General features: G+C 68.1%; 13 protein-coding genes. 8 read left to right on the forward strand and 5 right to left on the reverse strand.

Annotated elements, in window-relative coordinates; genetic code table 11:
* The first annotated feature begins 11 nt into the window (after positions 1–11).
* The 4 genes from efp to A5787_RS24820 all read left to right on the forward strand — a co-directional run bounded on the left by efp (position 12) and on the right by A5787_RS24820 (position 4,325).
* Positions 12–575: an elongation factor P gene (gene efp, locus A5787_RS24805; RefSeq protein ID WP_066972021.1), complete on the forward strand. Its 564-nt coding sequence runs from the start codon at positions 12–14 to the stop codon at positions 573–575.
* Complete coding sequence (gene nusB / locus A5787_RS24810; protein ID WP_066972022.1) at positions 572–1,036, forward strand: transcription antitermination factor NusB; 465 nt, start codon at positions 572–574, stop codon at positions 1,034–1,036. The genes efp and nusB overlap by 4 nt, the downstream gene beginning before the upstream one ends.
* Positions 1,033–1,419: an antitermination protein NusB gene (locus A5787_RS24815; RefSeq protein ID WP_066972023.1), complete on the forward strand. Its 387-nt coding sequence runs from the start codon at positions 1,033–1,035 to the stop codon at positions 1,417–1,419. Before nusB ends, A5787_RS24815 begins: the two co-directional genes overlap by 4 nt.
* Positions 1,420–1,481: 62 nt before the next feature.
* A complete protein-coding gene (locus A5787_RS24820; RefSeq protein ID WP_066972025.1) occupies positions 1,482–4,325 on the forward strand; it encodes an aminotransferase class I/II-fold pyridoxal phosphate-dependent enzyme in 2,844 nt (947 codons plus the stop codon).
* Positions 4,326–4,331: 6 nt separating this feature from the next.
* Here the strand turns inward: A5787_RS24820 and A5787_RS24825 are convergent, their stop codons facing one another.
* Positions 4,332–4,538 (reverse strand): hypothetical protein, encoded by a 207-nt coding sequence (locus tag A5787_RS24825; protein WP_156764119.1) that lies wholly within the window; start codon positions 4,536–4,538, stop codon positions 4,332–4,334.
* 7 nt (positions 4,539–4,545) lie between these two features.
* Positions 4,546–4,899, reverse strand: a complete 354-nt coding sequence (locus A5787_RS24830; RefSeq protein WP_066972027.1) for a hypothetical protein — start codon at positions 4,897–4,899, stop codon at positions 4,546–4,548.
* Positions 4,900–5,021: 122 nt separating this feature from the next.
* On the opposite strand from A5787_RS24830, the gene A5787_RS24835 reads away from it, so the two are divergent.
* On the forward strand, positions 5,022–6,368 hold the full coding sequence (locus A5787_RS24835) for an ATP-binding protein (RefSeq protein WP_066972115.1): 1,347 nt from the start codon (positions 5,022–5,024) through the stop codon (positions 6,366–6,368).
* A 12-nt stretch (positions 6,369–6,380) separates the two neighbouring features.
* Here the strand turns inward: A5787_RS24835 and A5787_RS24840 are convergent, their stop codons facing one another.
* The 3 genes from A5787_RS24840 to A5787_RS24850 all read right to left on the reverse strand — a co-directional run bounded on the left by A5787_RS24840 (position 6,381) and on the right by A5787_RS24850 (position 9,230).
* Positions 6,381–7,631, reverse strand: a complete 1,251-nt coding sequence (locus A5787_RS24840; protein ID WP_066972029.1) for a hypothetical protein — start codon at positions 7,629–7,631, stop codon at positions 6,381–6,383.
* A 66-nt stretch (positions 7,632–7,697) separates the two neighbouring features.
* Entirely contained in the window at positions 7,698–8,366 is a 669-nt protein-coding gene (locus A5787_RS24845; RefSeq protein ID WP_066972030.1) for a response regulator transcription factor, read from the reverse strand.
* A 21-nt stretch (positions 8,367–8,387) separates the two neighbouring features.
* Entirely contained in the window at positions 8,388–9,230 is an 843-nt protein-coding gene (locus A5787_RS24850; RefSeq protein ID WP_082977435.1) for a hypothetical protein, read from the reverse strand.
* Between the two features lie 368 nt (positions 9,231–9,598).
* Between A5787_RS24850 and A5787_RS24855 the strand changes: the two genes are divergently transcribed.
* The 3 genes from A5787_RS24855 (at position 9,599) to A5787_RS24865 (ending at position 11,983) form a co-directional block, all read left to right on the forward strand.
* Positions 9,599–10,831, forward strand: coding sequence for an MFS transporter (locus A5787_RS24855; RefSeq protein ID WP_156764127.1), 1,233 nt, complete (start codon positions 9,599–9,601; stop codon positions 10,829–10,831).
* Between the two features lie 178 nt (positions 10,832–11,009).
* Positions 11,010–11,759, forward strand: a complete 750-nt coding sequence (locus A5787_RS24860) for a GntR family transcriptional regulator (RefSeq protein ID WP_066972032.1) — start codon at positions 11,010–11,012, stop codon at positions 11,757–11,759.
* Entirely contained in the window at positions 11,756–11,983 is a 228-nt protein-coding gene (locus tag A5787_RS24865; RefSeq protein ID WP_066972033.1) for a ferredoxin family protein, read from the forward strand. The genes A5787_RS24860 and A5787_RS24865 overlap by 4 nt, the downstream gene beginning before the upstream one ends.
* Positions 11,984–11,992 lie beyond the last annotated feature (9 nt).

Below are 11,992 nucleotides of genomic sequence, written 5' to 3' on the forward strand. Positions count from 1 at the left end.
ATATACCGACCGTGGCTTCGACTGCCGACTTCAAAAATGGGCTTGTCCTGGTAATCGACGGCCAGCTGTGGCAGATCGTCGAATTTCAGCACGTCAAACCCGGCAAGGGGCCGGCCTTCGTGCGCACCAAGCTCAAGAACGTGCTGTCCGGCAAGGTGGTCGACAAGACGTACAACGCCGGCGTGAAGGTGGACACGGCGACCGTGGACCGGCGGGACACCACCTACCTGTACCGCGACGGCTCGGACTTCGTGTTCATGGACAGCCAGGACTACGAGCAGCACCACCTGCCGGAGTCCCTGGTCGGCGACGACGCCCGATTCCTGCTGGAGGGCCTGCCCGTGCAGGTCGCCTTCCACAACGGGGCGCCGCTGTACCTCGAGCTGCCGGTGTCCGTCGAGCTGGAGGTCAGCCACACCGAGCCCGGCCTGCAGGGCGACCGGTCCAGCGCGGGCACCAAGCCTGCCACCGTGGAGACGGGCGCGGAGATCCAGGTGCCGCTGTTCATCAACACCGGGGACAAGCTGAAGGTGGACACGCGCGACGGCAGCTACCTGGGCCGCGTCAACGCGTGAGCCGGCCCCCCAAAGGACGTCATCAGGCGCGCAAGCGCGCCGTCGACCTGCTGTTCGAGGCCGAGGCCCGGGGGCTGAGCCCGGCGGAGGTCGTCGACGTCCGCACCGCGCTGTCCGACGCGAACCCGGACGTGTCGCCGCTGTACCCGTACACGACCGCGGCGGCCCGCGGGGTCAGCGAACACGCCGCCCACATCGACGACCTGATCAGCTCGCACCTGCAGGGCTGGACGCTGGACCGGCTGCCCGCCGTGGACCGGGCCATCCTGCGGGTCGCGGTGTGGGAGCTGCTCTACGCCGACGACGTGCCGGAGCCGGTCGCCGTCGACGAGGCCGTGCAGCTGGCCAAGGAGCTGTCCACCGACGACTCGCCGGGCTTCGTCAACGGGGTGCTGGGCCAGGTCATGCTGGTGACACCGCAGATCCGGGCGGCGGCCAAGGCGGTCCGGAAAGAACCATGACGCGGCTGGAGCTGCGCGCCGCCGTCGCTGCCTTCCTGGCCGCGACGGTGGTGCTGGGTGCCGTGGTCTGCGCCGCGTACGGGTGGACCGTCGCCGCCTCTGCGCTGGCGATCTACGCGCTGGGCGTGGGCGGCTGGCTCTACCACTCGATCGAAAGACTGATCGTGGCCCGCCGCATCAGCACGGTCCGCTCGGCGGCCCGGCCGCTGCAGCCGCTGCTGCCGGTGATGGCCGCCATCATGGGCCTGACGCAGGCCGTCGTGCGGTCACTCAGCGACGTCACCGAGCTGCCGGCGCGCAGCCGGGAGCTTCCAGTGCTGCGGTGGGTGGACGGCCGGGCGAATCGGCGGATCGTGGACAGCGACGACGAACTGGACGGCTGACCCGCTGAGAACACTGGCGTGAAACGGTACTGCGGTGGCCGGAGCGGGGCCACAATGGCCAGATGGATCGAGACAGCGCCCGCCCGCGCCGGCTTCGTGTGTCGGCGCTGGCCGCCGTGGCCAACCCGTCGCACACGCGCCTGGACACCTGGAACCTGCTCGACGACGCGTGCCGGCACCTCGCCGAAGTGGACCTCGCCGGCCTGGACAAGACGCACGACATGTGCCGGGTGCAGCGGCTGATGAATCGGCTCGCCGCCTACGAGCGGTACTGGCTGTACCCCGGCGCGGCGAACCTGGCGACCTTCCGCGCCCACCTCGACTCGCTGTCGACGGTGCGGCTCGCCGAGGAGGTGTCGCTGGCCGTGCGACTGTTGAGCGAATACGGAGACCGCGCAGGGCTTTTCGACACCTCCGCGCCCCTGGCCGAGCAGGAGCTGGTGGCCCAGGCCAAGCAGCAGCAGTTCTACACGGTGCTGCTCGCCGACGACGCCCCGGCGACGGCGCCCGACAGCCTGGCCGAGTGCCTGCGGGCGTTGCGCCGACCGTCCGACAACGTGCAGTACGAGCTGCTCGTGGTGGGAAGCATCGAGGACGCGATCACCGCGGTCGCGCTGAACGGGGAGATCCAGGCCGCGATCATCCGCCACGACCTGCCGCTGCGGTCCCGCGACCGGGTGCCGTTGATGAACACCCTGCTCGGCCCGGCCGGCGACGACGTGGTGGTGCGAGACACCCAGGACTGGGTCGAATGCGCCGAATGGATCCGGGAGCTGCGGCCACACATCGACCTCTACCTGCTCACCGACGAGTCGATCGCCGCGGAGACCGAGGACGAACCCGACGTCTACGACCGCACGTTCTACCGGCTCAACGACGTCACCGACCTGAACAGCACCATCCTCGGGGGCCTGCGAAACCGTTTCAGCACACCGTTTTTCGACGCCCTGTGCGCGTACGCCGCGGCCCCGGTCGGCCAATTCCACGCGCTGCCCGTCGCGCGCGGCGCCAGCATCTTCAATTCCAAGACCCTGCAGGACATGGGGGAGTTCTACGGCCGCAACATCTTCATGGCCGAGACCTCCACCACGTCCGGGGGATTGGACTCGCTGCTGGACCCGCACGGCAACATCAAGGCGGCGATGGACAAGGCGGCCGTGACGTGGAACTCCAACCACACCTATTTCGTGACCAACGGCACCTCGACCGCCAACAAGATCGTCGTGCAGGCGCTCACGCGCCCCGGCGACATCGTGCTGATCGACCGCAACTGCCACAAGTCGCACCACTACGGCCTGGTGCTCGCCGGGGCCTACCCGCTGTACCTGGACGCCTATCCGCTGCCCGAGTACGCGATCTACGGGGCCGTGTCGCTGCACACGATCAAGCAGGCGCTGCTCGACCTGGAGGCCGCCGGCCAGCTGCATCGGGTGCGCATGCTGCTGCTCACCAACTGCACCTTCGACGGCGTCGTCTACAACCCCCGCCGCGTGATGGAGGAGGTGCTGGCGATCAAGCCCGACATCTGCTTCTTGTGGGACGAGGCGTGGTACGCGTTCGCCACCGCGGTGCCGTGGGCCCGGCAGCGGACCGCGATGATCTCCGCCGAACGGCTCGAGCAGATGCTGGCGTCACCGGAATACGCTGGCCAATACCGGGATTGGGCCGCGGAGATGGAGGGGGTGGACCGATCCGAGTGGGTGCAGCGCCGGCTGCTGCCCGACCCCGCCCGGGCGCGGGTGCGCGTGTACGCCACGCACTCCACGCACAAGTCGCTGTCGGCGTTCCGGCAGGCGTCGATGGTCCACGTCCGCGACCAGGATTTCAAGGCGCTGACCCGCGACGCGTTCGCCGAGGCGTTTTTGACCCACACCTCGACGTCGCCGAATCAGCAGCTGCTGGCGTCGCTGGACCTGGCGCGCCGGCAGGTCGACATCGAAGGCTTCGAGCTGGTCCGCAACGTCTACAACATGTCGCTGGTCTTTCGGCACCGGGTCCGCAAGGACCGGTTGATCGGCAAGTGGTTCCGCATCCTCGACGAGTCCGACCTGGTGCCCGACGAATTCCGGGCGTCGTCGGTCAGCTCCTACCGACAGGTCAGGCAGGGCGCGCTGGCCGAGTGGAACGAGGCGTGGCGCTCCGATCAGTTCGTGCTCGACGCGACGCGGGTCACCCTGTTCATCGGCAAGACCGGCATGAACGGCTACGACTTCCGCGAGAAGATCCTGATGGACCGCTTCGGTATCCAGATCAACAAGACTTCGATCAACAGCGTGCTGCTGATCTTCACCATCGGGGTCACCTGGTCGAGCGTGCACTACCTGCTCGACGTGCTGCGGCGGATCGCGACCGACTTCGAGCGCAGCGAGAGCATCGGCGGCAAGGAGGACCGCGCCCTGCAGCAGCGCCGGGTGGAGGAAATCACCGAGGACCTGCCGCACCTGCCCGACTTCAGCGAATTCGACGTCGCCTTCCGCCCCGTGGACGCGTGCACGTTCGGCGACATGCGCTCGGCGTTCTACGCCGGGTACGAGGAGTCGGACCGCGAGCACGTCCTGATCGGCATGGCGGGACGGCGGCTGGCCGAGGGCAAGACGCTGGTGTCCACCACCTTCGTGGTGCCCTACCCGCCGGGCTTCCCGGTGCTGGTCCCGGGCCAGGTGGTGTCCAAGGAGATCGTCTACTTCCTCGCGCAGCTGGACGTCAAGGAAATCCACGGTTACAACCCCGATCTCGGGCTGTCGGTGTTCACCGACGCGGCGCTGGCCCGCATGGAGGCGCAGCGCAACGCGGCGACGGCCGCGGTGGGTTCGGCGTTCCCGGCCTTCGAGCTGCCCCCGAACGGCCCCGCGGCCTCGGCGCGCAACGGCGGCAGCGTCGCGCAGCCGGTGAACGAACGCGCCTGAGCGGCGCTATCCGGCGACGGCCGGCCAGTCCGACAGGCCCTGCCGGATTCCCCGCGCGATCGCGTCCTTTCGGGCGGGGCTGCCGGTCGGAGCCGCCTGTTGGCAGCTGCAGCTGAGGGTGCTGAACGCGCCCGGATCGGCGCCCGCCGGTGCCGACCCGGCGACGCCGAAGCCGAGTGCAATGGCGAGGCCGGCCAGCATTTTGGTGGTCAAGCGCGGCTTAGGTATGACGACCCCTCCTTCGGGCGACCTCGTCGCTGCGCCGCGCCGCCCTGCGCGTCGTGAGATGGGCCGCATCGCCTGCGGCGATCACTTCCGGCCCCGCGGGCTTGGGAGTGACGTCGACGACCCTCTCGTCGGGTTGATGAAGGCTGCTGATCAGCAGCGCGTGACAGTTATCGGCGCCATCCCGGTGGCGGGCGTAGAGATAACTGCCGGAGACGCGCTGGTCAATGTGCGCGGGCGCCACGTAGAGCGCGGCGTTCTCCATCCAGCCCATGGTGGAATCCTCGACAGCGATGGGCATTCCGCCCGGAAGGTGGGCGAGCGCCCGGCGCAATTCCTCGACATTCATTGCAATGCCAGCCTACGAGCGGGTCGCTGAGAAGCCGCTGAGAAGCATGCTGAACTGGAGTGTTTCCAGCCGCCGCGCGGCATACCAGAATCGCAGATGTGCGGGTGTCTGCCGTCTTCAACATGGGTATCTCCGCCCGCTCGGCCGCGGTCGCCGCGGTCGTCGTATCGGTGGCCCTCGCTTTTGCCGGCGCGGGCCTCGAGGCGATCCTGTACCGGTCGTTGTTGGCCGGTGTGGACGATGCCGCCGCCGGCAGGGTGCGCAACATCGCGGAGGCGCTGCAGTCCGAGCCGATCAACGATCTCGAGAGCGACCTTTTCTCGGTCGACCAGCGCGTGGTCGCAGTCCAATTGATCGCCCCGGATGGCAAGGTGATCCGGCGGTCGGGGTCCGCGCCCGAAAGACCATTGATCCCCATGACCCAGTTCGGCCCCAACCTGCGCCGCGGCATGCCCGACGACGCGGTGCCGGGCGACGACATGCGTGTCAGCGGACAACGGGTCGCAACTCGGTACGGCGATTACACGGTGCTCGTCGGAGGCGGCAGCGAAGCCGTCGAGGCGACTGCGCGGACCGTCGCGCTGCTGTTGGCCTGCGGGGCCCCGATCATCATCGCGGTGGCGGGGGCCGCAAGCTACTGGCTGGTCCGCCGGTCGCTGCAATCCGTGGACGCGATCCGCAGCAGGGTGGCCGAAATTTCCACATCCGACCTGGCGGAACGGGTGCCCGTACCCGCCAGCCGTGACGCGATTTCGGCTCTGGCGGTCACGATGAACGAAATGCTGGCGCGCCTGGAGGCGGGCCACCGAGCCCAGCAACGGTTCCTAGGCGACGCCTCTCACGAACTGCGCAGCCCGCTGGCCACCATCATCTCCGGGTTGGAGGTCGCCGAGGCTCACCCCGAGCTCCTCAATGCCGAATTGGCGGTCAACACCCTGCTTCCCGAGGCGCACCGCATGCGCACGCTCATCGAGGATTTGTTTCTGCTGGCCCGCGCCGACGAGCGAAACCTGGTGCGGCACAAGGAAGCGCTGGCCCTCGACGACATTGCCGAAGCCGAAGCCGACCGCGCGCGGCGCGAAGCACGATGCGCGGTCGACACCGACATCCGGCCGGCGCGTCTGACCGGTGACCCGGCGGCCATGTCCCGGATGATCCGCAACGTCCTGGATAACGCTGTCCGCCATGCGAACTCGCGCGTCGCCATCGAAGTGGGCAACCGACACGAAACGGCCATCCTCACCATCAGTGACGACGGCCCGGGCATCCCCCCGGCCGAACGGAGCCGGGTATTCGAACGCTTCGTGCGCCTGGATCCCGACCGCTCCCGCAGCGGAGGGGGAGCCGGCCTGGGCCTGGCGATCGTCGCCGAAATCGTCACCGCTCACGGCGGCACGGTCACCATCGACGACCGGCCCGGTGGCGGAACCACGGTGATCGTGGCATTCCCGTTGCACGCGAACCGCTGACAGGGCCGTCAGCTAAAGGGTGGCCAGCAGCGCGTTCAAGGACTGGGCCTCCGTCGCCGGGTCGGGATGGCGCGCCCGCACGGCCTTCAGGGCGGAGTCGATTTGACCGTCAATGACCTTCCAGGCGTTCGGGTCCATCGGCCGCAGGGTGGATTCGTCGTCGTCCCAGGCGTGTTCGAGGTCGGTGATGCGTGCCTTGGCGCCGCTTTGATCGCCGGCCCGCACCTTGTCCAGCGTGGCCTGCGCGATGGCGCGGAACTTCGCGGCCTCGGCCGGCGGGAAGTGCGCGGTGAGTCGGCCCGGGGCCGCCGCCACGGGTGGCGGCGTCGGGCCGGTCTCCTCCTCGCCTGCCGCGACGGAGTGCGGCCGAGTGGCCGACCAGGTAAGAAGCGCGGCCGCGGCCCCGGCGACGACGACGTAGTAGCCGAGCATGACCCGTTCGCGCGCCGGATTCGATGTGGCGACCCGCGACCGACCCCGCCCCCGCCGTTCCATGACGTCGGCGCGGGTGACGGTGAGGTAGGCGACGGTGGCCAGGATCGCGATCAGGAAGATCGCGCTGGTGGCGCCGGTCCCGAGTCCGAGCCCATGACGGGCGCGCGGGGACGCGAGCCAGTCACCGAGATTCGCGCCCAGCGGCCGGGTCAAGATGTAGGCGAGCCAGAAAGACAGCACGGCGTCGGCGCCCATCCGCCACCCGATCGCGATGGCCACGATCATCCCGGCCGGCAGCAGCACCGAGACACCCGGCCCCCACCCGGTCACCTGCAGCGTGTAATCGCCGGCGGCGGTGCCGAGCGCGAAAGTGACCAGCACCGCCAGCCAATAGAACAACTCCCTGGGCAGGGTCACGATGCTGTGGATCGACAGGGTGCGCTCCCGCGCGAACCACACACCGAAGACAACCGCCAAAGCGAGGGCGAACAGGCTCGTGCTCAGCGCCAGAGGAACACCCAGTTCATCCGTGAGGATGTCGGTGTAGAGGGTCCCGGTGACGCTGAAGACGACCACGCTCAGCCAGTACACGAACGCCACATAGCGGTTCAGGCGCAACTGCCACACCATGACCGCGGCCAGCACCACAGTGAAGATCAGCGCGGTCCGGTGCAGGCCAACGCCCATCGTGACGTTGATCCAGTCCGCGAAGCTCTCGCCGACCGTGGTGCACAGGATCTTGATCATCCAGAACCACACCGTCACCGCGGGCACTTTGCTCAGCGCCAGTCGCGTTTTACTCACCTCAGATCGGGTTGCCTCAGTCACGCGGCAGACCGTACAAGACCAACGCTGAGACGGCGCTGAGAAGACGTGCGGTGCCGCGGCTTGGTCTCAGCCCAGTAACCGGTAGCCGACGCCCCGGACCGTCTCAATGGTGTTGGTGTCGAAGGGAACGTCGATCTTGCGACGCACGTAGCCCACGTAGACCTCCACGACGTTGTCGGGGCCCTCATGGTGCGCATCCCACACGTTGCGCAGGATCTCGGCCTTCGTCACCACGATCCCTTTGTTGCGCATGAGAAACTCCAGCAGCCCGTACTCGCGGGGGGTCAGGGCGATCGCGGTCGAACCGCGGTGGACCGTGTGCCGGGCGGGATCGAGTGAGAGCGACCCGGCGGTCAACACCACGGGCCGCTCGGGCGCGCCGCGACGCACCAACGCGCGCAGGCGCGCAAGGAGCACCCGGAACGAAAACGGTTTGGTCAGGTAGTCATCCGCTCCCAAATCGAACGCATCGATCTCGTCGTACTCACCGTCCTTGGCGGTCAGCATGAGCACCGGCGTCCAGACGTTCTGCGCCCGCATTCGACGCAGCACCTCATATCCGCTGTGGCCGGGAAGCATGATGTCGAGAACCACGACGTCGAAGCTGTGCGTGGTCGCCTCGTGCAGTCCCTCGACGCCGGTGCCGACGGCCGACACCACGAAGCCCTCGGCCTTCAGCCCCATTGAAAGCGTCGCCGACAGGCGTGGCTCGTCCTCGACGAGCAGGACCCTCACGCTGTCACGCTACCGAACGAGCTATGCGGATGGATTGCCGCTGTCCTGGGCGGGCCCCCGGGCGCCGCCGCGGACTGACTGGCCTTCTGCCGCTTCGCCTTTCGTTTGGCCCGGGTGGCGTCCCGGCCGTTGCGGCAGGATAATCACCAGCGCCACGATGATCGCCGCGATGACCGCCGAGGCCAGTGGGCGGCTCAGGGCCAGCCCACCGTGGTCGACGGGCTTGTCAAGGAAGTCCCCCACGGTCGCACCCAGGGGCCTGGTCAGGATGAATGCGACCCAGAACAAGGCGACTCGCGATATGCCGGTCCAGTAATACAGGGCCACGACCACGAGCAGGGCCGCGGTGAACACCAGCGCGCCGCGTTCGTAGCCGAATCCGCGGGTGTCGGCGAGCCAATCGCCGAGCGCGGTGCCCAGCGTCTGCGAGAACGTGATGGTCGCCCAGTAGAACGCCTCCACCTTCGGCGTCGAGACGGTGCTCACCGATACCGTCCCCTGCGACCACCGCCAAATTCCCAAGGTCGTCAACAGCAGACCCAACAGGAGAAGCGATCCGCCCGTATAGCCGATTCCCAGCGACCGGTCGGCGAAATCGGCCAGCACCGTGCCGAACGTCGTCGACGCCACGATCGTCGCCCAGTACAGGGCGGCATGAAAGCGCTTGGCCAAGATCTGCGCGACGACCAGTGCGACGAGCGTGACACCGAACAGGGTGACGCCTGCCGCGTAGCCCCAATTCAGCGTCATCGTGACGGTGTCGCCACCCGTCTCGCCCAGCGTCGTCGCCAAGACCTTGATCACCCAAAAGCCCAGCGTGACCGCCGGCACCTTGGTCAAAGCGTGTTTCGCCCCGTCATCCATCACATACCGATCTTCCGGTGTGGCTGTTGTGCCTGTCTACGGTACTCATGCTGAGAAGTCGCTGAGACCGGCCACTGCGCCCGTACGGGTAACAGATCGGCCACGAAATGCCTGTGTATAACCTTTGAATTTCGCCGTGCCCGCCGACGCGGGCGGACCATGAGGTGGAATTCCCTTATATCACCAAATCTGTTGGTGTTGAATAGATTTGATGATGCGGGCTTACTTGATCCCGTGCACTGGTGCTGGCTGCCCGTTAAGAATTCCCTTAGCGTTCAATAAGTTTCGTTGTTCACGCGGCCGCCGCGACGCCCGGTGGCCGCCGAACGCTGTGTCAGCATGGATAAATGCTGAAGGAAACGGGGAGCATGTGCTCAGCCGGGGCGGGGGCGCGGTGGTCAATCATGGCCGTCTCGTTGGGGGTGACATCGGCTTCCTTCCTTTTCATCAACGGTGTGGCGTTCCTGATTCCCTCGCTCGAGGCGCGCCGCGGCATGTCGCTGGCGACGGCCGTCCTGCTGTCGTCGATGCCCAGCTGGGGCATGGTGGTCACGCTGGTCTTCTGGGGCTACGTGCTGGACCGGGTAGGCGAGCGGACCGTGCTCACGGCGGGCTCGGCGCTCACCGCCGCCGCGGCCTATGCCGCCGCGTCGGCCCATGCGGTGCCGATGATCGGTGTCTTCCTGTTCATCGGCGGGATGGCGGCGGCGAGTTGCAACACCGCCGGCGGGCGGCTGGTGTCGGCCTGGTTCCCACCGCGGCAACGCGGCCTGGCGATGGGCATCCGCCAGACCGCGCAACCGTTGGGAATCGCTATTGGCGCGTTGGCCATACCCGAACTGTCGGAGAGCGGCCCGCACCGCGGACTGATGTTCCTCGCGGTGATGTGCACCGTGGCGGCGGTTGCCAGCGCGATCGGAATCGCCGATCCGCCAAGGAAACCCCGCAAGGCTGCGGCCGAGGAGGAGCTGGCCAGCCCCTACCGGGGCTCGTCCGTGCTCTGGCGGATCCACGCGGTGGCCGGCCTGTTGATGGTCCCGCAGACGGTGACCGTGACGTTCATGCTCGTGTGGTTGATGGATCGCCACGGCTGGTCGGTGGCGGCGGCCGGCGCCCTGGTCAGCCTCTCCCAGGCGCTGGGGGCGGTTGGCCGAATCGCGGTCGGCCGCTGGTCCGATCGCGTCGGCTCGCGAATGCGACCGGTGCGCACCATCGCCATCACGGCCGCCCTGGCCCTCTTCGTGCTCGCCGTCACCGACGGCACCGGTTCGGGCTACGACGTGTTGCTGATGGTCGCCGTCTCGGTGCTCGCGGTCCTCGACAACGGGCTGGAGGCCACCGCGATCACGGAGTTCGCCGGCCCGTTCTGGAGCGGGCGCGCGCTGGGCCTGCAGAACACCACGCAGCGACTGATGGCGGCGGGCGCGCCGCCGGTCTTCGGGACGCTGATCATGGCGTCCGAATACCCGGCGGCCTGGGCACTGTGCGGGTTGTTCCCGCTGGCGGCGGTGCGGTTGGTGCCTACCGGGCTGTTGCCGCCCGGGCTGGCCGGCGAATCGCCGCCGCCGGAGAGGGAGATGGCCGGGGCTTCGCGAACCTAGCTCGTTTTTGTTCACCGGGATCGCAAAGACGTCCCCGTTCCCCGGGTGGCGCAATAGGGCGAGGGGTGCGGCTTTTCGCTGGCCTCCGCCGGATCGGACCCGGCGCAATGCCGTGATACGCCCGCGTGCGCCGCGCTTCACCGCCCTGGACGGCGCCGGGCCGCGTTAGCGTGACGGCGTGGCGCAACCGATCAGCAGCGGGCCGCGGGCCGACCGGGCCCGCCGGGTCGCCGACGTATTGCGCCAGCAGATCCACGCCGAGGCCTATCCGGACGGGCTGCCCGCCGAACACGACCTGGCGATCGAATTTTCGGTGTCCCGCAACACCGTTCGCGAGGCCCTCGGCGTCCTGAAACACGAGGGGCTTATCGATCGCGGCCCCAAGGTGGGCACCCACGTCGCCCAGCGCAAGTACTCCCACGGCCTCGATGCGCTGCTGGGCTTGAAGGAAACGTTCAAAAACCTCGGCGAGGTGCGCAACCAAGTGCGCGCCGCCATGACGGTGACGGCGCCTCCGTCGGTGGCCCGACGGCTGCGGCTCGAGCCCGGCGAGCAGGCGGTGTTCATCGAGCGACTGCGTTACCTCGGCGACCTGCCGCTCAGCCTCGACCTGACCTATCTGGTGCCCGACATCGGGGCGCAGATCCTGGATCATCCGCTGGAGACCCACGATGTGTTTGCGCTCATCGAGCAGGTGAGCGGGCGGTCGCTGGGCTTGGCGTCGCTGGCGCTGGAGGCCATTCCGGCCGACGCCCATTCGGCGGCCACGCTGCAGGTGCCCGACGGGGCGGCGCTGCTGATGCTGGAACGGCTCACCCGTCTCGACGACGGCAGGCCCGTCGACCTGGAGTACATCCGGATGCGTGGCGACCGAATCGCCATGCGCGGCAGTCTCATCAGGGCCGAACCGATAGGGAGCACGCCATGACTCTTGTCAACAACCGCGCCGATGTTCCGGTCACGATCGACGAGTCGCTGTGCATCGACGGCTGCACCCTGTGCGTCGAGGTCTGTCCGCTGGACGCGCTGGCCATCAACCCCGATACGGGGAAGGCCTTCATGCATGTCGACGAGTGCTGGTATTGCGGCCCGTGCGCCGCCCGCTGTCCCACCGGCGCCGTGACCGTCAACATGCCGTATCTCTTGCGCTGAAACACGAAG

The organism is Mycobacterium sp. 852002-50816_SCH5313054-b (assembly GCF_001667185.1).
Lineage (GTDB): Bacteria > Actinomycetota > Actinomycetes > Mycobacteriales > Mycobacteriaceae > Mycobacterium.